The sequence below is a fragment of the Acinetobacter sp. AHP123 genome (assembly GCF_023757925.1).
GTDB lineage: Bacteria > Pseudomonadota > Gammaproteobacteria > Pseudomonadales > Moraxellaceae > Acinetobacter > Acinetobacter oleivorans.
Genome location: NZ_CP092454.1, coordinates 1,545,851 through 1,565,651 on the forward strand (window position 1 = coordinate 1,545,851; position 19,801 = coordinate 1,565,651).

General features: G+C 38.2%; 19 protein-coding genes. 11 read left to right on the plus strand and 8 right to left on the minus strand.

Going from position 1 to position 19,801, the window contains the following annotated elements:
- Window positions 1-8: 8 nt before the first annotated feature.
- Both astB and astE read left to right on the plus strand, forming a co-directional pair.
- A complete protein-coding gene (astB, locus tag MJX77_RS07360; RefSeq protein ID WP_004789725.1) occupies window positions 9-1,352 on the plus strand; it encodes an N-succinylarginine dihydrolase in 1,344 nt (447 codons plus the stop codon).
- A 12-nt stretch (window positions 1,353-1,364) separates the two neighbouring features.
- Complete coding sequence (astE, locus tag MJX77_RS07365; protein ID WP_252061065.1) at window positions 1,365-2,339, plus strand: succinylglutamate desuccinylase; 975 nt, start codon at window positions 1,365-1,367, stop codon at window positions 2,337-2,339.
- 61 nt (window positions 2,340-2,400) lie between these two features.
- On the opposite strand, the gene MJX77_RS07370 is transcribed toward astE, so the two are convergent.
- Complete coding sequence (locus tag MJX77_RS07370; protein ID WP_111855035.1) at window positions 2,401-3,234, minus strand: hypothetical protein; 834 nt, start codon at window positions 3,232-3,234, stop codon at window positions 2,401-2,403.
- 591 nt (window positions 3,235-3,825) lie between these two features.
- On the opposite strand from MJX77_RS07370, the gene MJX77_RS07375 reads away from it, so the two are divergent.
- Together MJX77_RS07375 and MJX77_RS07380 are read left to right on the plus strand one after the other, a co-directional pair.
- The gene (locus MJX77_RS07375) at window positions 3,826-4,134 is read left to right on the plus strand and encodes a hypothetical protein (RefSeq protein WP_252061066.1); all 309 of its coding nucleotides are present in this window, start codon (window positions 3,826-3,828) and stop codon (window positions 4,132-4,134) included.
- A gap of 35 nt (window positions 4,135-4,169) precedes the next feature.
- Window positions 4,170-5,525, plus strand: a complete 1,356-nt coding sequence (locus MJX77_RS07380) for a S8 family peptidase (protein ID WP_252061067.1) — start codon at window positions 4,170-4,172, stop codon at window positions 5,523-5,525.
- Window positions 5,526-5,626: 101 nt separating this feature from the next.
- On the opposite strand, the gene MJX77_RS07385 is transcribed toward MJX77_RS07380, so the two are convergent.
- The 3 genes from MJX77_RS07385 to MJX77_RS07395 all read right to left on the minus strand — a co-directional run bounded on the left by MJX77_RS07385 (window position 5,627) and on the right by MJX77_RS07395 (window position 7,592).
- Complete coding sequence (locus MJX77_RS07385) at window positions 5,627-6,061, minus strand: hypothetical protein (protein WP_252061068.1); 435 nt, start codon at window positions 6,059-6,061, stop codon at window positions 5,627-5,629.
- Between the two features lie 96 nt (window positions 6,062-6,157).
- Window positions 6,158-6,577, minus strand: a complete 420-nt coding sequence (locus MJX77_RS07390; protein ID WP_013196750.1) for a hypothetical protein — start codon at window positions 6,575-6,577, stop codon at window positions 6,158-6,160.
- Between the two features lie 148 nt (window positions 6,578-6,725).
- On the minus strand, window positions 6,726-7,592 hold the full coding sequence (locus MJX77_RS07395; RefSeq protein WP_252061070.1) for a LysR family transcriptional regulator: 867 nt from the start codon (window positions 7,590-7,592) through the stop codon (window positions 6,726-6,728).
- Between the two features lie 109 nt (window positions 7,593-7,701).
- Between MJX77_RS07395 and MJX77_RS07400 the strand changes: the two genes are divergently transcribed.
- Entirely contained in the window at window positions 7,702-8,604 is a 903-nt protein-coding gene (locus MJX77_RS07400) for a DMT family transporter (protein ID WP_252061071.1), read from the plus strand.
- Window positions 8,605-8,671: 67 nt separating this feature from the next.
- On the plus strand, window positions 8,672-8,956 hold the full coding sequence (locus MJX77_RS07405) for a YciI family protein (protein ID WP_151302269.1): 285 nt from the start codon (window positions 8,672-8,674) through the stop codon (window positions 8,954-8,956).
- A gap of 52 nt (window positions 8,957-9,008) precedes the next feature.
- Here MJX77_RS07405 and glyS read toward each other — a convergent pair whose 3' ends face one another.
- Both glyS and glyQ read right to left on the minus strand, forming a co-directional pair.
- Window positions 9,009-11,078 carry a glycine--tRNA ligase subunit beta gene (gene glyS / locus MJX77_RS07410; protein ID WP_252061072.1) on the minus strand — a complete coding sequence of 690 codons (2,070 nt, stop codon included), beginning with the start codon at window positions 11,076-11,078 and terminating at the stop codon, window positions 9,009-9,011.
- Window positions 11,078-12,055 carry a glycine--tRNA ligase subunit alpha gene (gene glyQ, locus MJX77_RS07415; RefSeq protein ID WP_002044989.1) on the minus strand — a complete coding sequence of 326 codons (978 nt, stop codon included), beginning with the start codon at window positions 12,053-12,055 and terminating at the stop codon, window positions 11,078-11,080. Before glyQ ends, glyS begins: the two co-directional genes overlap by 1 nt.
- A gap of 803 nt (window positions 12,056-12,858) precedes the next feature.
- Here glyQ and MJX77_RS07420 point away from each other — a divergent pair.
- The 4 genes from MJX77_RS07420 to MJX77_RS07435 all read left to right on the plus strand — a co-directional run bounded on the left by MJX77_RS07420 (window position 12,859) and on the right by MJX77_RS07435 (window position 16,681).
- Complete coding sequence (locus MJX77_RS07420) at window positions 12,859-13,275, plus strand: lysozyme inhibitor LprI family protein (RefSeq protein WP_053531377.1); 417 nt, start codon at window positions 12,859-12,861, stop codon at window positions 13,273-13,275.
- Between the two features lie 109 nt (window positions 13,276-13,384).
- Window positions 13,385-14,647, plus strand: a complete 1,263-nt coding sequence (locus tag MJX77_RS07425) for a putative DNA modification/repair radical SAM protein (protein ID WP_252061075.1) — start codon at window positions 13,385-13,387, stop codon at window positions 14,645-14,647.
- Window positions 14,648-14,649: 2 nt separating this feature from the next.
- Window positions 14,650-15,447, plus strand: coding sequence for a TIGR03915 family putative DNA repair protein (locus MJX77_RS07430; RefSeq protein WP_252061077.1), 798 nt, complete (start codon window positions 14,650-14,652; stop codon window positions 15,445-15,447).
- 133 nt (window positions 15,448-15,580) lie between these two features.
- On the plus strand, window positions 15,581-16,681 hold the full coding sequence (locus MJX77_RS07435; protein ID WP_252061079.1) for an HPP family protein: 1,101 nt from the start codon (window positions 15,581-15,583) through the stop codon (window positions 16,679-16,681).
- 63 nt (window positions 16,682-16,744) lie between these two features.
- Here MJX77_RS07435 and MJX77_RS07440 read toward each other — a convergent pair whose 3' ends face one another.
- Complete coding sequence (locus MJX77_RS07440) at window positions 16,745-16,999, minus strand: PspC domain-containing protein (RefSeq protein ID WP_004789692.1); 255 nt, start codon at window positions 16,997-16,999, stop codon at window positions 16,745-16,747.
- Between the two features lie 250 nt (window positions 17,000-17,249).
- Between MJX77_RS07440 and MJX77_RS07445 the strand changes: the two genes are divergently transcribed.
- Window positions 17,250-17,897, plus strand: a complete 648-nt coding sequence (locus MJX77_RS07445) for a hypothetical protein (protein ID WP_151821445.1) — start codon at window positions 17,250-17,252, stop codon at window positions 17,895-17,897.
- Between the two features lie 73 nt (window positions 17,898-17,970).
- Here MJX77_RS07445 and MJX77_RS07450 read toward each other — a convergent pair whose 3' ends face one another.
- On the minus strand, window positions 17,971-19,794 hold the full coding sequence (locus MJX77_RS07450) for an acyl-CoA dehydrogenase C-terminal domain-containing protein (RefSeq protein WP_005301163.1): 1,824 nt from the start codon (window positions 19,792-19,794) through the stop codon (window positions 17,971-17,973).
- Between the last annotated feature and the right edge of the window lie 7 nt (window positions 19,795-19,801).

Here is a 19,801-nt window from a genome sequence, read left to right on the forward strand (position 1 = left end):
AAAGAAAAATGAAAGGATATGAAGTAAATTTCGATGGTTTGGTGGGACCAACACATCACTACGCGGGCTTGTCGTTTGGTAATGAAGCATCGACAAAAAACCGTAATAATGCCTCGAATCCAAAATTAGCAGCTAAACAGGGCTTGCTAAAGATGAAGGCCTTGGCTGACATGGGAATGAAACAAGGTGTGCTTGTTCCGCATGAGCGCCCACATGTTCCAATGTTACGCCGTTTAGGTTTTACAGGAGATGACATTAGCGTAGTTGCTCAAGCAATGCGTCATTCACCTGAACTATTATCATCGCTAAGTTCAGCTTCGCCAATGTGGACTGCAAATGCGGCAACTGTTTCACCTTCGGCAGATAGCCAAGATGAACGCGTGCATTTTACAGCAGCGAACTTGAATAATAAGTTTCACCGTTCAATTGAGGCTGAAACTACAAGTCAGGTCCTACAAGCGATCTTTAAAAATGAACGTCATTTTGTTCATCATGAAGCTTTACCACAAGTGGCCTTGTTTGGTGATGAAGGTGCAGCAAATCACAACCGTTTAGGTGGTGATTATGCTAAGCGCGGTGTTCAAGTATTTGTTTATGGTCAACAACATTTAAATAATGGTTTACCAGGACCAAAACGCTATCCAGCTCGTCAGACGCGTGAAGCAAGTGAAGCAATTGCACGTTTGCATCGTTTAGATGATGCGCATACCGTTTTTGTTCAACAAAATCCGGATGTAATTGATCAGGGTGTATTCCATAATGATGTTATTGCGGTAAGTAACCAACAGGTTTTATTCCATCATCAACATGCATTCTTAAATCAAGATCAAGCTTTTGCTGAAATTCGTCAGAAAATGGCAAGCATCGGTGAAGATTTTATCTCGATTGAAGTTCCTGAAAACCGCGTTACTGTTGATGATGCCGTAGCAACTTATTTATTTAATAGCCAGATTTTGACTCGTCCAGATGGTGGAATGACTATTGTTGTGCCAGAAGAGTCTCGCCAGAATAAGGCAGTTTGGGGTTATCTGAACGATATGGTTCAGATGGGCACACCAATTGATGCTATTCAGGTATATGACTTACGTGAAAGTATGCGTAATGGTGGTGGTCCGGCATGTTTACGTTTACGCGTAGCTTTAAACGAAACTGAGTTAAATGCTGTAAATCCAAAAGTATTAATGAATGATCAATTGTTTGGCACACTCAATCAATGGGTTGATAAACATTATCGTGATCGTTTAGCACAAGAAGATTTGGCTGATCCGCATTTACTCATGGAAAGCCGTATGGCACTCGATGAACTGACCAAAATTTTAGGTTTAGGTTCGGTTTATCCTTTCCAAAAATAATGAGGAGGTGACATGCAAGATTTTCTAGCATTAACCTTACAAGGTGAGCAGCCTAAAACCCGCGAAGGAAAACAAAATAATTTTTCTTGGCGTTGGTTGGGTGAGGGGATTCTTGAATGTACACCAAATGCACAGTACGACAAAGCTGTCGTACTGTCAGCTGGAGTACATGGTAATGAAACAGCACCAATTGAATTGTTATCTCATCTATGCACAGATTTGTTTGCAGGACGTTTAAACCTTGCTGTGAGATTACTGTTTGTACTGGGTAATCCTTATGCAATGCGTCAAGGTAAACGTTATGTGTATGACGATGTAAACCGAATGTTTTGTGGTGGGTATAAAACTCTACCTGTGACTGAAGAATCAAAACGTGCTGAAGTTTTAGAGCAAGTGGTTACGACTTTTTTTCAGGAAAGTTCAAGCCAAGCAAAACGTTATCACTATGATTTGCACACCGCAATTCGCGCTTCTTTATTGCCAACGTTTGCTTTATTTCCCTATCAAACACATGCTTATGATGCAGATTTGACAGCGAGCCTTGAAGCAGCTGACTTGGATGCTTTGGTTTACCACAATGCGGTCGGTAAAACCTTTACGCATTTTACTAGTGAAAATTTTAAAGCTGCGAGCGCAACTTTAGAGTTAGGCAAAGCCTTACCATTTGGACAAAATGACTTGAGCCAGTTTGCTGCAATTGATGAAGTTATTCGTCATGTGGTTTCTGAGCAAGCTTTGCCACCACGTAATAAAACAAAAATTCGGGTTTTTAAAGTATCGGACTCTTTAATTAAAAAAGACGAAGATTTTCAGATGAACTTATCGGCTGAAGCACCAAATTTTTCGACTTTTACCAAAGGTGAAATCATTGCAGCTCAACCTTCTGGCAATTATGTTGTTGAGCAAGATCAAGTCTGGATTTTATTTCCAAATCCAAATGTGAAAATTGGTTTACGTGCAGGTTTGGTTTTAACTGAAACCAGCTGAACATTTGATTTTTAAGAAATAAAAAAAGGGCAATGAATTGCCCTTTTTTATTTATAAGATATTAGTTTGTACCGAAAAGACCTTTAACCCAAGATTTCTTTTCAGCTTTTTGTGTAGATGTTTGAGCACCAGCGTTTATATTTGCGTTTGTGTTAACTCCAACAGGACCAACGTTAACGCCAACATTTACACCAGTTTGAGCATTAATTGCATGTGCTGGTTGAGCTGCATTCAACTGTGCTTGGGCATCAGCTTTAGTATCAGCTACAAATTCTTTTTGCTCAGCTTGATTTTGAGCTACACGAGTTTTTACTGCATCTACATGCGCTTGAGCATTAGCTTGTTTTTCAGCAGTAAATTCTTTTTGGTCTGCTTGTTTTTCTGTAACTTTAGTCTTTACAGCATTAAAACCTGCTTTTGTATCAGCTTTAGCCTCAACTGCTAGGTTTTTAGTGCCGTTTGCAGCTTTAGTCGCTACATTTTTAGTACCTGTTACTGCTTCGGTAGCAAAATGTTTAGTACCAGTTGCAGCTTTAGTCGCTACATTTTTAGTACCTGTCGCAGCTTCGGTAGCAAAGTGTTTGGTACCCGTTGCAGCTTCAGTTGCTATGTGTTTTGTACCATTTGCAGCTTTAGAAGAAAGTTCAGTCACTTTTCCTGTTGTTTTTTTAGTTGCTTTAACTGTAGTGTCAGCAGCGACATGACCAGCATGCTTTGCTGTGCTACCTACAGTGTGTGCAGTATTTTTGACTGTATTGGCTACGCCACTAACAAGACCACCCGGTTGTACATTTACTTGAGCAGAAGCATCTGCATTAACGCCCGCACTTTGTGCAAAAATAGAAGCAGAAGCAAGAACACTTGCAGTAACGATAGCTGTTTTCATCATTTTCATTGCGATATCCTTCAAAGAATATACCCTTTTAGTGAGGTATTTCATAAACGCAAACGAATCATAGCCAAGGGAATATGGGCTTGGGAACTGACTTCATCAAAACGTTACAACAGTGTTACGTTGAGTAAACAGACTAGGGAGGAATTGTGGAGATTAATAAAAATTAATAATAAAGTGAAAAAGAACATTTATTTATTAGAAAATCTAATTAAGCAAAATGAGTTCTTATTATTTAGTTTTTAAAAAAATATATTTTAATTTTTTCATTTCGTTTTTTCGAATTTGTTCTCTATATCTTCAAATGTGATGTAAATCTCATTATTTATTGGAGTAAACGGCATAGTTATTGCTTATTATGAGAATAAGGCGCTTTTTAGCACTTTTTTGAACCATCTTCTGCCAGAAATATAAACGTACAGGGCAGAACTGTATTTTTGCTTATTCGGGATAAAGTTATTTTAACTTTTTAGTGGTTATGTATTTCATTAAATAGATTTTTCACATGATAAATCTATTAAGAAATGCTGCTTTATTTCAAATAATCAAAAATAAAAATAGATATCTATAAACAAAAAAACAGAGATATGACAGATGAAAATTATTGCTTCCCTTCTTGTAATCGTCGGCTTGATCGCCGTTGTTCTCTATTTAAAGCCCACAAGTGGTGCATCTGATGTGTTTAATTCTGCTTTACATGAGTCGAATTCGCCACAACCAGACACATCATCTTTTCTTTCTAAACTTAAGGAGCCTACTCAACCTAAAAATCTATCTCAACATTCAACTCATTCACAATCGGTATCAGCTGATACTGTTCCTTTTTATGACACAAAAAGTGATCCTTCAATTCAACCGATTGATCCAGAAAAAGATCCAGCAAATGAAATAAAAGCGAAATAAGTAAATTGTTAGTTGAAAAACTACGGAGAAAAATAATGCAAAGTAAAACGTTATTTCTATTAGGTCTATGTACGATTTTAAGTACAACTGCATCTGCTCTTCCTTTAGATTCTAAAGGTGCTAAACAGCGATTAAATCAGGCAGCAAAACAAAAAGTATTTCAGGGTAAAATCGATTTAGATGCCTTGGTGAATAATGATTCGAATGATTTAATTGTTGAATACAATATTGCTTCGGTGAGCGTGCCTTCCGGGTTAGAACGGCGAAGTTATATTGCAACAAATAAGAAAAATTTACAGGCAAGGTTTAACCGTGCTGGTGGTGTTCAAGTACTTCGGGACTACAATAATTTGCCTTTAGCTTTTTATCGGATTAGTAACCGAGAAGCTTTGGTCTCTTTACTCAATGATCCGAATGTTAAAGCGGTTTATCCAAATCGTATTAATCAAACCACGACCAATGAAAGTTTACCTTTGATTAATCAACCACAAGCAAATACCAATGGTTTCACTGGTGAAGGCTCTAGTGTGGCAGTGATTGATACAGGGGTGAATTATCTTCATTCTGATTTTGGTTGTACGGCAGTAAATACACCATCAAATACTTGTCACGTTGTTTACTCATTTGATAGTGCACCAGATGATGGCGCTTTAGATGATGATGGGCATGGTAGTAATGTTTCAGGCATTGTGTCTAAGGTTGCCACCAAGACCAAAATTATAGGCATTGATGTGTTTAGAAAGGTCAGATCCCAAGGTAAATGGGTAAGCACAGCTTATGATAGTGATATCCTCGCAGGGATTAACTGGGCTGTAAATAATGCACAAACCTATAATATTAAAGCAGTTAACTTAAGCCTTGGCGTACCAGGTGTTAAATATACCTCGGAGTGTAGCGACAGCAGTTATGGAACGGCATTTGCTAATGCACGAGCTGCTGGTGTGGTACCTGTAGTCGCTTCAGGCAATGATGCATTTTCAGATGGAATTTCATCTCCTGCCTGTGTTGCTGGTGCAGTAAGAGTTGGTGCTGTTTATGATAGTAATATTGGTGGTGTGTCATGGGGGAATCCAGTGAAATGTTCTGACCCAACAACAGCAGCAGACAAAGTGGCGTGTTTCAGTAATGGTGGTAGCCTTGTGACTTTATTGGCACCGGGAGCAATGATTACGGCAGGTGGCTACACTATGGGAGGTACATCTCAAGCGACACCACATGTGGCCGGTGCGATTGCTTTATTACGAGCGAATAGCGTAAGTCCAACAGAAAGTATTGATCAAACCATCAGCCGTTTAAAAACGACAGGTAAACCAATTACTGACTCAAGAACGGGCTTAGTTTTCCCGCGTATTGATTTACTGGCAGCAACAAATGGTTTGACTATTAACTAAATAGCTTATTTATAATTTTTAAATTAGGTCCAAGAAATTTTTAAAATAGCTATAACCCGTTGCAGAAGGTAGCTTTTGCAACGGGCTTTTTATGAAAAGTATTAATGACACTTTTCTAAATTTGCTGGATTAAAGTTATTTTGGAGTTTTTTGAAATTATTCTGAATTTCTGGATCTTGAATATTAAAAGTCGTTGAGCTTTTGGTCGTAGAGTTTGTTGCCTGATTTAATATGCCTGACTCATCAGGGTATTGTTGTGTAAATGATGTGGCTGCAATGAGCCCTTTATCATTAAATACCCAGTGTTCAGTAACGTGTCCGCCCCCTAAATATCCCGTAAATTCAATCATACAAGCTTGCTTATCTTGTTTAATGAGTTTGGCCACATTGCCTGTAGTTGATGGATAAGCTTCGATATTGGTATCTTGCTCTAGAACTTGTGCCTGAGAATAAGATGAAGAAGGAGGTGTAGAGGTTGCACATGCAGTTAATGCTAAGCAGCATAGTGTTGAAAAGAGAAGTTTTTGACTATTCATAAGGCAGATTCCTAGCTCTTTATAGTTGATGATCAATAGTTCTAAATGAATATCTGTATTTATAAAAGTGCGAATTTATCGCGCTGTCTTAGCAAATTAGTTAGTTGTTGTGCTCGATTTACTTAGCTCACCTTGTTCAATTGGGATATTTTCACCGTTTCGACTACTGGTAATATTTTGCTTCGCTTGATCTATTTTATTTTCTGTAAAAGCTTTGGCTGTATCTGCTTTCTGCTGAACAACTTCTGCTTTTTCAGCTGTAAATTCTTTGGTGTTTTTCCACTTTTCGCTAATTTTATTTGAGGTTTTTTCAGAAGCTCCTTGAATAGAGTCTCCTAAATTTTGTATGCCTTTTCCAGTTTTATACAACAATACACGACCTAAACTTGGGTTATCACCATAAGGTTGTGCTTTAGAGGTTGTTTCACCCACTTGTTGTGGTTGCGTTGTTTCTGCAAATAAGGTTGATGAAGCCAACATAGAGGTCGCAATACATAAAATGTGTATGGTTTTCATTTTGGATAAATCTCCCCAACCAGAATCAAAAGATGAAGTGGTGATCTTACTGTTAAAAATAAAGCTTGTACTGCAATGAGATAAAACCCATACGATTTGATTACGATAAATCATCACTTGTTCGCAATAAAGTAATTATCCCAATGACTCATAAACAAAATTCAGACTTAATTAAATCTAAAAACATATCTCTGGCTTTATGGTTGCTCACATTTTTATGCCAGAAAAATTGATTTTGCATAAAGGCAAGGTGTTCAAATTTATAGGCTCGAATATTGGTTAAATTTTTATATTGTTCATAAATACTCTTCGGTACCAAAGACACACCAGAGCCTGCACTGACGCAACCAATAATGGTGGCGTAACTGGTAATGCTAGTAATTGGAAGTGAAATATTTTTGAGCTTAAGCCATTCTTCAAGAGCTGCTCGGTAAGGACAGCCCTCAGTCCACATAAAAATTTCTTTACCAATCAGGTCTTCTTGGTTGTGGATTTCTCCCAAAGAATGAGATGCAATCAAGACCATTTCTTCTTGGTAAATACTAAGTTTATTTAGCATCGGAAACTCAATATTGCCCGCGACAATTGCACCATCAAGTTTGTGCTGAGAAATATCGACTAATAGCTGTTTCCATGTGCCTGTAATAATTTGAATGGAAACCTCTGGAAAACGTTGATGATATTTCGCAAGTAAATTGGGTAGGCGAGTTGTAGCTGAAGATTCAATCGCCCCAATTTTTAATGGGCCAGAGGGCGGTGCATCAGGATGAATACTTCGTTTTGCTTCATCGCACAGCGCTAAAATTTTATGGCAATAATTAAGAAAGATTTCTCCTGATGGCGTGAGTTTTAAACTTTTTCCTTCCCGATAAAACAGCGGTGCGCCTAGTTCTTCTTCGAGTTGTTTAATGCGCGTTGTGATATTGGATGGTACACAATGTAGTTGCATTGATGCCTTAGCCATTGTTCCGCATTCAACCACGGTCTGAAACATTTTTAACTGTGTGATATCCATGATTTTATCATTCACTTTTAATGAATATTTGACTCAATATAAGTTAATTTTATTCAACTATCCATGCGCATATGATGAAAGTGTTCCATTTCATTAGTGCAGATTTAACATGGCAATTTCTCTTGCTGCCGAAACCCAGCCTCCCGCATTTAAGCTCTATTTATGTATTGCTGTGACTGTCTTTTGTTGGGGCTATTCACCTATTGGCGTACATAGCGCTTTGCATTCATATACACCGCAGCATATTGCCTTGCTCCGCTTTTTGATTGCATCATTTTTTTTACTGCTTTTGGTCATGAAAAAAGGCATTCAGCCTTTAAAGTGGAAAGATGTCCCTGCACTTGCTGTATTAGGTTTTTTCTCTGTAACTCTGCATCATTTGCTTATAAATACAGGGCAGCAATATGTAAGTGCAGTCGCATCTAGTATTTTGAGTCAATCCATTCCTCTATTCACCTTTATTATTTCAGCTTTGCTTTTTAAAGAAAAAATTAGTTTCAAACAATGGTTATGTATTTTGCTCGGTCTTTGCGGCGCCGTGTTGGTGGTTAGTGGAGATCATGGTTTTGGTGTGCCGAGCCCTTACAGTTTATTGATTGTGTTAGCCGCAATTGCATGGGGTCTTTATTTTAATTTATATAAAAAATTTGCTTTAAATTATGATGCTTTGAGCATGATGTGCTACATCATCTGGTTCGGGACTATTCCTTTACTATTTTATAGTGCTCATTTGCCTAATGAGATTTTACATGCTACTTGGCAGGCTAATATGTCGGTTGTCTTATTGGGTATTTTTCCAAGTGCGATGGCGTATGTGCTTTGGGGATATGTACTTAAAAATATGCCTTTAACGATTGCATCGAATTTTTTGTATTGCTCGCCCATTGTCGCGATGAGTTTGGCAGTGCTTTTTTTAAATGAAAAACCATCCATGATGGTGTTGTTGGGTGGAGCGATTATTGTGGGGAGTTTGGTGTGGATGAATTGGGGCAATCGGCGTACTATCGAATAAGCTACAGATATTTAAATATTCTGTAGATTGATGCTATGTCATGTGTTACTTGCTTTAAGAGAATGAGATGATTGTTGTTACCTTGACCTATAAAAAACCATTAGCCGAAGTTGATGCTGTACTCAAAGAGCATATTGCTTTTTTAGATCATTATTATGAGCAAAAGAAGTTTTTGGCATCAGGGCGTCGAGAAAATAGAGTAGGTGGGGTGATTTTGGTTTTAAGCTCTTCGATTCCAGAAGCTGAAGAAATTATGAAAAATGATCCGTTTTATATTCATGATGTAGCTGATTATGATTTTATGTGGTTTGAGCCATCAAAAAGTTTAGAAGAAATTAAAGAGTTTGTTTAACTCAAAAAATAAAGGGATCTATAAAAGATCCCTTTATTTAATAATGAGCTAATTAACCCTGCAATACACTCACATCAGCCACAGCGGTAAACAAGTGACGTAACTGAGCCAATAAACGTAAACGGTTTGCTTTCAGATCAGCATCATCTGCCATTACCATTACACCATCAAAGAATGCATCAATCGGCGCGCGAAGTGCTGCAAGCTTAGATAGGGCAGCAGTGTAGTCTTTTGCCGCAAGTAATGGTTCAACAGCAGGGGTAACTGCTTGAAGTTCAGCGAATAATGCTTTTTCAGCATCTTCAACCAAGTTTGCTTCAACTACAGAACCTTCTGGTGCCGCTTCTTTTGCAAGAATATTAGCAACACGTTTGTTTGCAGCAGCAAGTGCAGCAGCTTCAGGTAATGTACGGAAGTGATTAACTGCATTTACGCGCTTGTCAAAATCAAGTGGAGATTTTGGTGCAAGTGCTTGAACTGCTTGAAGTACGTCAACAGCAACACCTTGGTCTTCGTACTTAGCTCGGTAACGGCCTTCCAAGAATGCAACAGCATCAGCGCGAGTCTTGTCATGGTCTTTAACGATATCGCCATAACCTTGAAGTGCAAGATTTACTAACTCTTCAATTGTTACATCTAATTCATTTTCAATGATTAAACGTAAGATACCAATTGCTGAACGACGAAGAGCAAACGGGTCTTTAGAACCTGTAGGCGCTTGTCCAATACCGAAAATACCAACAAGCGTATCTAAACGGTCAGCAAGAGCAATCGTTGTACCTGTTTTAGTTTTAGGTAAAACATCACCCGCAAATTTTGGTAAATATTGCTCACCTAAAGCTTCTGAAACTTCAGTGTTTTCACCTTCAATACGTGCGTAGTAAGTACCCGCAATACCTTGAAGTTCTGGGAACTCACCTACAAGCTCAGAGGTTAAGTCGCACTTAGCAAGTAATGCAGCTTTTTCAGCATCGGCTGGGTTTGCACCAGTGATTGAAGACAATGCAACAGCAAGTTTTGCAATACGTGTTGATTTGTCCCAAAGCGTACCAAGCTGTGCTTGGAATACCATGTTTGCTAATTTTTCTTTACGAGATGCAAGCGGTTGCTTTTGATCTTGTAAGAAGAAGAATTCAGCATCAGACAAACGAGGGCGAACAACTTTTTCATTACCTTCAATAATTTGAGTTGGGTCTTTAGACTCAATGTTTGAAACAGTAATAAAGTAAGGCTGTAATTTATTGTCCGCATTTACCAAGCAGAAATACTTTTGGTTGTCCTGCATCGTAGTAATTAAAGCTTCTTGAGGCACGGCAAGGAAGCGTTCTTCAAAGCTGGCACGAAGCGCAACTGGCCATTCAACTAAGCTAATAACTTCTTCAAGTAGATCAGTTGGTACAATTGCTTGGCAATTAACTTCAGTAGAAAGAGCTAATACTTGATCTAAAATGATTGCATGACGTTCTTCAAAATTTGCCACAACTTTTGCAGCGCGAAGTGCATCTAAGTAGGCATCGGCATTGGCTAAAGTAATCGCTTCAGGTGCATGGAAACGGTGACCATAAGTCACATTACCAGCTTTGTGATCTTGAATAGTCGCGTCAATAATTTGGTCGTCTTTGAGTAAAAGAACCCATTTCACTGGACGTACAAATTCGGTACGGCTTGCCGCAGAACGCATACGCTTAGCAATTGGTAAATTGTCTAGCGCAGTTTGTAAAATCTGTGGAAGTAAAGCATCAAGGCTTTGACCTTTTACATCTTTTAAATAGCAAACTTTTTCAACTTTACCTGCTTGGAAAGTAGAAAGCTGGTCAACTGTAATCCCTTGACCACGCATAAAGCCTTCGAGTGCTTTAGTCGGTTTGCCTTCTGCATCGTAAGCCGCTTGAACAGCAGGGCCATCAAAACGTTTTTGTGTATCAGCTTGAGCAGCATCGATATCAACAATTTTAAGCGCTAAACGACGTGGAGCTGCATAAGCTTCAATTGATGCGAAATTTAAGCCAGCATCTTTTAGGCCTTTTACCGTTTCTGCCTGTAAAGCATCACGTAAAGTTTTTAAGCTTTTTGGTGGAAGCTCTTCACAGCCAAGTTCGAATAAAACAGTATGTTTGCTCATTAGTTTTTCTCCGCCTTTGCTGCTTCACTTTCAGCTTGTGCTTTTAACTGTGCCAATACTTCATCACGTAAGTGTGGTTCTGCCATTGGGAAGCCAAGTTCAGCACGTGCTTGTACATAACTTTGTGCGATAGCACGCGCTAAAGTACGTACACGTAAAATGTAACGTTGACGCTCAGTCACAGAAATTGCGCCACGTGCATCTAGCAAGTTAAAGGTATGAGATGCTTTAACAACTTGCTCATAAGCAGGAAGAGAAAGTTTTGCTTCAATTAAACGGTTTGCTTCTGATTCGTAAAAATCAAATAGTTCAAATAGTTTTTCAACTGGAGCGTATTCAAAGTTATAAGTCGATTGTTCAACTTCATTTTGATGGAATACGTCGCCGTAAGTCACAGTACCAAATTGGCCTTTGGTCCAAACAAGGTCATAAACCGAGTCAACACCTTGAAGGTACATTGCAAGACGTTCTAAACCGTAAGTGATTTCGCCTGTTACTGGGTAACATTCAACACCACCGACTTGTTGGAAGTAAGTGAACTGAGTCACTTCCATACCGTTAAGCCAAACTTCCCAACCTAAGCCCCAAGCACCTAGCGTCGGAGATTCCCAGTTGTCTTCTACGAAGCGAATGTCATGAGTAAGCGTATCAATCCCGATTGCTTTTAAAGAATCAAGATAGAGCTGTTGGATGTTGTCTGGATTTGGCTTAAGCACCACTTGGAATTGGTAGTAGTGTTGCAAACGGTTCGGGTTTTCACCATAGCGGCCATCTTTTGGACGACGTGAAGGTTGAACGTATGCAGCATTCCAAGTTTCAGGCCCTAAAGCACGTAAGAATGTTGCGGTGTGGAATGTTCCAGCGCCCATTTCCATGTCGTAAGGTTGTAGTACGACGCAGCCTTGTTCGGCCCAATAGTTTTGTAGGGCAAGAATTAAGCCCTGAAATGTATCAATGTGCGAGATGGCGCGACTCATGTAGCATCCACGAATTTATGAGAAAAATTGCCCCTAAGTATAAGGATTTTGTGGGGGAGTGGCAAAGGCTAGTTTGGGAATTTCAGATTTGATGGTTTAGCTGCTTTTTTTATACTTTTGAGTAGTAATATCCAATATGTAATAGCGAAAATTATAGAAAAACAACTGAAGAAAAATAAGCCTTCTAATGGCATTAGTTCCCATGAGTCTCGAAAAAAAATTATTAAGATATTAGGTATTAAAAAGGTGAGAATAATTGCACTTGCAAGGATAGAGAAGAAATTAAGGAAATTGAATTTCAACAAGAATAATTGTAAAAAATATGCAGGTATAAAAACTAATACGTAATAAATTACTGTCATGAAAAGCAAAATTATAGGAATATCTCCTATAGTTCCAAAAGCAAATCTTCCGTAGATAGTTATGTGGCCTAATAATAGGAATAAAGCAATAATATATAGGTGGATTGGTGTCATGATTAGACAATGCCAAATTTGATCTTTATCTGGATCTAAATTTTGAATGAAGATTTTTAAATTATTAAAGATAGCGTTCTTCATATAAATCAATGTAAATTTGATTTTTATAACTATATAACATGAATGCAAATTAATGTATTTAAGAATGCGATCAAATAAAAGTATTTAATTAATATAGTTCTGCTTATAAGGATTTTATATTCAATTAGCTGAGCGTTCATTCAATGTTGATGTTCTGTTCTGTGAATTTAGACTGATAAGCAACCGTTACAGAATTTTTGTTATATTGAAGCATATTAAAAATTATAGAATCGAGAATTAATTATGCTGAAATTTTGCTGCAAACTCATTGTTTTATCCAGTCTTTTCTGTAGTCCGTGGCTATATGCACAAACCGAAACTGATGAGCAAGATGAATATAACCAATGTGTAGATCAGACCATTAAAGAAATGAAGCTTGAGAGTATTAACAACATGGTCGTGCATAGCTGTTCTGAACAAGCTAAAAAGACTTATGAAGAAAAAATTGTTGCTCTCATTGATCAAATTCGTACACAAAGCGAAGAATACAAACAGCCAGAGCGTTACCAAGATATTTTAAAATCTCAGCGACTTTGGAAAGCTTATGTAGATCAGGAGTGTAATAATGCAGGCTCATACATTGGCTCACCGATGTATTCATATTGTCCAATGCAAGAGTATGCAGCGCGTGTAAAACAGCTTGAAGAATACGTTAATTAAGACGGATTATTTTAAACGTCACCTCATGACGCATAGCGTACTTCACTGGATTAAATTTAAGAATGCAAAATGATATTTTTTAAACGATGCCATAAATGAGTCGTTTGATATGTCTGATCGCATTCGAGAAAAACTACAGATTCTTGCTGATGCTGCTAAATATGATGTGTCTTGTTCATCAAGTGGCAGTGACCGTAAAAACAAAGATAAAGGCCTAGGCGATGCCAGTCATTCAGGTATTTGCCATAGTTATACCGAAGATGGTCGCTGTGTATCTCTCTTAAAAATTCTATTTAGTAATGTGTGTATTTTTGATTGTGCCTATTGCGTTTCACGTCGTTCTAATGATGTCCAGCGTGCAGCATTTACGGTGCAAGAGGTTGTAGATTTAACCATTAATTTTTACCGTCGTAATTATATTGAAGGCTTATTTTTAAGCTCAGGTATTTTTAAATCGGCGGATCATACGATGGAACGTATGCTCCAAGTCGTGAAAAAGTTACGTCTTGAAGAAAATTTTAATGGCTATATTCATCTAAAAACTATTCCGGGGGCATCGCCTGAACTGATTCATGAAGCTGGTTTGTATGCTGACCGTATGAGTATTAATTTAGAGATGCCTACCGAGGTTGGCCTAAAAACTTTTGCACCAGAAAAATCACATCAGGAAGTGCAAAAAGATTTAGGTTTGGTCCGTGACAGGCTCATTCAGCTTAAAGATGAACGCCAAATCATTAAGCATGTGCCGAAATATGTACCAGCAGGACAGACTACGCAAATGGTAGTGGGAGCACATCAAGAGTCAGACCAAGATGTCTTGTTTATGGCAGATAAGCACTACAAGGAATTTAAACTCAAACGTGTCTATTTTTCGGGTTATATCCCAATTAATACCGAAAATAATTACTTGCCAGCAGTGGGTTCTGCACCGCCATTACTGCGGGAAAACCGACTCTATCAAAGCGATTGGTTGATGCGTTTTTATGGTTTTCAGGTCAATGAAATCGTCAATGAAAAACACCCAAACTTAGATCTTGATGTAGACCCGAAATTAAGCTGGGCTTTAAGGCATCCTGAACAGTTTCCAGTAGATTTAAATCGTGCCGACTATCAAATGATTTTACGTGTGCCGGGCATTGGCGTGAAATCAGCTAAGAAAATTGTGCAGGCTCGCCGTTTTGGAAAAATCCATATCGATTTACTTAAAAAACTCGGTGTAGCTTATCAGCGTGCTAAATTCTTTATTCGCTGTGAAGACAGCCTAAAGTTCCAAAAAGAACTTTCTTCAAGTTTTATTCGGCAGCAGATTTTAACGCAAGGTTCTTCGAAATATGTGCAGCAACTCTCGCCACAATTAAGCCTTGGGTTTTAGCCATGTTTAATGATGAAGTGGCTTACTATTTTGATGGTTCAATGGTGGGGCTGCTGAGCTGTGTTTTTCGTGCATTTCAATTTAAAGAATTGCAGGTCAGACTCTGTTTAAATGATGCGGCTCAACATGGCTTATTTGCAGATAAGATTGAGGTTTCAAATAACGAACAACATGCCGAACGTGTTTGGTCCGCGCTACAAAAAAAGCTTTCATCTTCATCGTTAAAACAATTTTATTTTGCCTCTTTATCTGAGTCTTTAGACGCTTATCAGCATTTATTTAATTACTGTATCTATGTGTTTACTAGCCATTTTTCCGTAGAAAAAGATTATTCAAATCCTAGTGTTTTAGCGATTGCACAATGGACGAAAAAGGTCGGGCGAGAGAAGCATCGGATGGAGGCTTTTATTCGGTTTAAGAAAACCAAAGATGAGCTTTTTTTGAGTTTAGTACGTCCTGATTTTAATGTTTTACCGCTTATTCAGCCTCATTTTAAACGGCGTTACCAAGATCAGCGTTGGCTGATTTATGACGAAAAACGTAAGTTCGGAATTTATTATGATTTACGTGAAATACATGAAGTTTCACTTGAAGCTTCTGAGGTCGACCGTAATTTAAAAAATGGCATGAGTCAAAGCTTTCAGCTTGAGTTGGATGAACAAGAAGTTTTATATGACCAGCTTTGGAAAGATTATTTTAATAGCGTTAATATTACTGAACGCCAGAATATAAAACTTCATGTGCAATATTTGCCGACGCGCTATTGGCGTTATTTAAATGAAAAATTGTTGGAATATTAAAGTTTTAAAATTATAAAGATTATTTTTAATAAGTTTTCTTGTCGTTTAAAGATATAATTTAAATGCACTTTATGTGGCTTTGGGCGTATACTTTTGCCCGTTATAAATAACGGCATATCCCCAAAGGTGTACTGTGAGTGTTATACAGCCAGAATGGTTACAGATTTTAAAGCCAAATTTTAAGGTTTTACCTTTAAAGGAACGGTTATTTTGCGGTATTGGAGCGTTGTGTGGTTTAGCAATTTCTTCCTTAATTAGCTGGTATGTTCTAGGTGGAATTAATGCTTGGTACATCGCCCCAATGGGCGCCTCATCTGTTCTATTGTTTGCTGTGCCGACTAGTCCCTTGGCTCAACCATGGAATGTGATTGTTGGTAATACCTTAGCTGGAATTATTGGTGTTTCCTGCGCACAGTGGATTCCTGATTTAACTACAGCTTTTAGTGTCGCAGTAGGTTTTGCCATATTTTTAATGATGACCACCGACTCTTTGCATCCGCCGAGTGGCGCAGTCGCAATTACCGCGGTATTAGGTGGGGCTGCAATTCATAAATTAGGCTTTTATTTTATTTTTTATCCAGTTTTACTCAACTCGTTACTTCTACTCGGTTTCGCCATCTTTTTTAATAGATTAATTGGGCGGCATTATCCAGTTACTGCTCATCTTAATGACCGCAGTAAAGACCCTACACCGACTCAAAAAGTATCAATTCAACCCAAAGACATTGAGTATGCATTAGGGCATCACACTGAGCTTTTAGATATTAGTCAGTATGATTTAGAAAAGATCATTTTAGAGGCTCAGGAACATGCCAATGAGCGTATGGTAAATCAATATATCTGTCAGGATATTATGAGTCGTGATGTCATCAAACTACATGAAGATGACGACATTCATCAGGCACTCGATAAATTTAAACAAGTGAACTTGATGAGCCTACCTGTAGTAAATGCAGAAAATCATTTGGTAGGAACTTTAGCGTTATATGAAGTTGTAGAGTGGTTTAAGGGCGCAGCAGATCCAAGAAACTCTTGGCAGCACTATGTAAAACAAATTATGAGTCATCGAGTGGTCACGGTACTGCCAACTCAACCTATTCAAGATTTGGTACCATACTTTGTAGAAAAGTCGTTTAACTACATACCTGTGGTTGAACATCGCAAGCTCGTAGGAATGATCAGCCGCGCAGATATGATTGCTGCGTTACAGCAACAGTTAAATCAAAAGCTATAATTTTTAGAATAAAAAAAGCTACGGTTGATTAGGGGATGCAACCGTAGCGACCAAAATTATTAATTAACGTACTTGTTCTTCATTTACTGTTCGAACGGATTGTCGATAGCCTTCAATATGCTCTGGCTGTTTTTTCGGAATGACTAACCATAAAACCAGATAAACTAAAATTCCTGGAAAGGCCGCACTCATAACTGAGATCAAAACAAAAATGACACGTAGTAAAGTTACGTTCCAACCAAAACGTTCAGCAATACCACCCATTACACCGGCGATCATGCTGTGTCGGTTCGAGCGATATAAACCAGAACTGGCCATCTAATTCTCCTTAAAGATAAATAATTACAAGAAGCTATTGTGCTCTTTCTTAATAAAAATATGGAGGCGAAATAACGGGTTTAAAGTCCTCTCAAAAGTAAATTGGTTAAAATATGTAAAGGATTGGGATGAAGGAAACCAACATCAACTAAAATGCACCTTTTCAGGGCTTAAGGGGTTATTACAGCAATTGGTTAATGCCTGAAATGAATATAAACATGGCGGTTGCTGTTATCTGTGAATAATGTATATGTCTTTGAAGCGGTCTAGTTTTTTAGTTAAGTATTTAGTTGTAGGGGCTATGATGTGCCTGACACTGAGTGCTTGCGATATAAACCATGCCAACTCAAAAGATCACTCTAGTGCCAGCTCTAATTCTACGCATGAAGAAAATCTAATAAAAAATAGTACATCTACAAAAACATTAGATTATGTGGCAGGCCGTACTTTTTTACCCGAAGAAAACTTAGATCAAGCTAAAAAGTTAAGCGGAACCTTATTGCAATATGTAGGGCGATATCACACCCGAATTTCATGTGAGGATGCTTTTGCTGATTGTGAGTCGGGTGAAGCAGAGTACATTTTAAATTTATTACCCAATGGATCGGCTTATTGGAATGTTATTCATTTTGGTCGCGTGGGAAGTAAAGATGGAGCTAAAAGTGCCGCTGTAAATGAATTATGTCCTTCTTTAAATTGGAAGGTGGATGAAAAAGAGCATGAGTTAACCATTCAATGTCCTTTGTCTAAAGTTAATTTTTATTTTAATTTTGATTCAAACAAAAGATTGGTCATGAATCTAGAAAAACTGTTTTATAGCGATTATGGTAAAAATCGTGAATTTTTAGAGCAAAACTATTTTGTTCCAAATCAGGCTTATGTATTAACTAAAGAATAAATATTCAATTTTCCTTTAATAAAAAAGAGCGCAATATAAATTGCGCTCTTTTCGTTTCTCTATTTAAAAATCATTAGTAGTCGAAGCTAAAGTGTTCAACTGGTAATGATGTTAATGTGCGAGAGCTTGTTACCATCGACTCTGCATGACCTTGAGTACGAGGTAGCATACGGTCAAAGTAGAAGTCTGCAACTTTGATTTTAGCTTTATAGAATTCAGGTGTTTCTGCACCATCACCTGCTTCAAGTTTTTCAGAAGCAATGACTGCTTGTTGCGCCCAGAAGTAAGCCATCATCACGTAACCTGAGAACATTAAAAAGTCTACAGAAGCAGAAGATACGATGTCACGGTCTTTACGTGCAGCAAGCATGATACGAACAGTTAAAGTATTCCATTGAGCACAAAGCTTAGTTAAGTCCCAAGCAAAACGACGTAAATATTTATTACGTGCGTGTGCAGCACAGAATTTTAAGATTTCAGCAGTGTAGTCACGAACCACTTTACCTTTTGAGCTAAGCAATACTTTACGACCAATCAAGTCAAGTGCTTGAATGCCTGTGGTACCTTCGTATAGCGTTGAAATACGAGCATCACGAGCGATTTGTTCCATGCCCCATTCTTTGATGTAGCCGTGGCCGCCGTAAACTTGCATACCGTTATTTGCAGCTTCTAAACCAAGTTCAGTCAAGAAACCTTTTAAAATCGGGGTATAGAAACCAAGTTTGTCATCATAGTCTTCATAAGCAGCTTGGTCGCCACGTGTTAATGCATCTGTCATTTTGTCTGCAAGTTTTGCAGCATGATAGATCATTGAACGACCACCTTCAGCAATTGCTTTTTGAGTCAACAATAGGCGGCGTACGTCAGCATGATGAATGATTGCGTCAGCAACTTTATCTGGATCTTTTTTACCAGAAAGCGCACGCATAGACATACGGTCTTTCGCATAAGGTAACGCACCTTGATAAGATAACTCAGCATGTGCAATACCTTGAACAGCAGTACCGATACGTGCTGTGTTCATGAAGGTAAACATTGCATGTAAGCCTTTGTTCACTTCACCGATTAAATAACCAGTTGCATTATCAAAGTTCAGCACCGCGGTAGCAGAGGCACGAATCCCCATTTTGTGTTCGATTGAACCACAAGCGACTGTATTACGCTCACCAACACCGCCATCAGCAGTAGGGATGAATTTAGGTACGATAAATAATGAAATACCACGAGTACCAGCAGGAGCATCTGGAAGACGTGCAAGTACGATGTGAATAATATTTTCAGTTAAGTCATGTTCACCGGCAGAAATGAAGATTTTTGTACCAGAGATTTTATAAGTGCCATCTGCTTGAGGTTCAGCTTTAGTTTTAACTTGACCTAAGTCTGTACCACATTGAGGTTCGGTTAAGCACATTGTGCCGCTCCAAGTTCCTTCAACAAGTTTAGGCATATAGGTTTGTTTTTGCTCATCAGTACCGAATTGCAAGATAGTATTCATACAACCCGAACTTAAGCCAGGGTACATCGTAAATGACCAGTTTGCAGTACCCATCATTTCTGATTTAATCAGATTTAATGACATTGGTAGGCCTTGGCCACCAAATTCTTCTGGATAAGAAAGACCTTGCCAACCGCCCATTACGAATTGGTCATAAGCTTCTTTAAAGCCTTTAGGCGTTCTCACTTCACCATTGTCAAAATGGCAACCTTCTTCATCACCAGGTTGGTTAAGTGGCGACAATACGTTTTCACAATAATCTGCCGCACCTTCAAGAATCATATCAACTGTATCTGGATCTGCATTTTCACCATTTGATAAAGTTTTATAGTGAGCAGGGTAATCTAATACTTCATTCATTAAGAAACGAATATCATGTAGCGGGGCTTTATATGCTGGCATGGCTTTA

Excerpts from the sequence above, each read along its gene's own strand:
- MJX77_RS07445 (WP_151821445.1), top strand. The coding sequence starts at position 17,250 with ATGTCTTTGAAGCGGTCTAGTTTTTTAGTTAAGTATTTAGTTGTAGGG.
- MJX77_RS07450 (WP_005301163.1), bottom strand. The coding sequence starts at position 19,794 with ATGCCAGCATATAAAGCCCCGCTACATGATATTCGTTTCTTAATGAAT.
- MJX77_RS07430 (WP_252061077.1), top strand. The coding sequence starts at position 14,650 with ATGTTTAATGATGAAGTGGCTTACTATTTTGATGGTTCAATGGTGGGG.
- MJX77_RS07380 (WP_252061067.1), top strand. The coding sequence starts at position 4,170 with ATGCAAAGTAAAACGTTATTTCTATTAGGTCTATGTACGATTTTAAGT.
- glyQ (WP_002044989.1), bottom strand. The coding sequence starts at position 12,055 with ATGAGTCGCGCCATCTCGCACATTGATACATTTCAGGGCTTAATTCTT.
- MJX77_RS07400 (WP_252061071.1), top strand. The coding sequence starts at position 7,702 with ATGGCAATTTCTCTTGCTGCCGAAACCCAGCCTCCCGCATTTAAGCTC.
- astB (WP_004789725.1), top strand. The coding sequence starts at position 9 with ATGAAAGGATATGAAGTAAATTTCGATGGTTTGGTGGGACCAACACAT.
- MJX77_RS07425 (WP_252061075.1), top strand. The coding sequence starts at position 13,385 with ATGTCTGATCGCATTCGAGAAAAACTACAGATTCTTGCTGATGCTGCT.
- MJX77_RS07420 (WP_053531377.1), top strand. The coding sequence starts at position 12,859 with ATGCTGAAATTTTGCTGCAAACTCATTGTTTTATCCAGTCTTTTCTGT.
- MJX77_RS07405 (WP_151302269.1), top strand. The coding sequence starts at position 8,672 with ATGATTGTTGTTACCTTGACCTATAAAAAACCATTAGCCGAAGTTGAT.
- MJX77_RS07395 (WP_252061070.1), bottom strand. The coding sequence starts at position 7,592 with ATGGATATCACACAGTTAAAAATGTTTCAGACCGTGGTTGAATGCGGA.
- MJX77_RS07370 (WP_111855035.1), bottom strand. The coding sequence starts at position 3,234 with ATGAAAATGATGAAAACAGCTATCGTTACTGCAAGTGTTCTTGCTTCT.
- astE (WP_252061065.1), top strand. The coding sequence starts at position 1,365 with ATGCAAGATTTTCTAGCATTAACCTTACAAGGTGAGCAGCCTAAAACC.
- MJX77_RS07390 (WP_013196750.1), bottom strand. The coding sequence starts at position 6,577 with ATGAAAACCATACACATTTTATGTATTGCGACCTCTATGTTGGCTTCA.
- MJX77_RS07385 (WP_252061068.1), bottom strand. The coding sequence starts at position 6,061 with ATGAATAGTCAAAAACTTCTCTTTTCAACACTATGCTGCTTAGCATTA.
- glyS (WP_252061072.1), bottom strand. The coding sequence starts at position 11,078 with ATGAGCAAACATACTGTTTTATTCGAACTTGGCTGTGAAGAGCTTCCA.
- MJX77_RS07375 (WP_252061066.1), top strand. The coding sequence starts at position 3,826 with ATGAAAATTATTGCTTCCCTTCTTGTAATCGTCGGCTTGATCGCCGTT.
- MJX77_RS07440 (WP_004789692.1), bottom strand. The coding sequence starts at position 16,999 with ATGGCCAGTTCTGGTTTATATCGCTCGAACCGACACAGCATGATCGCC.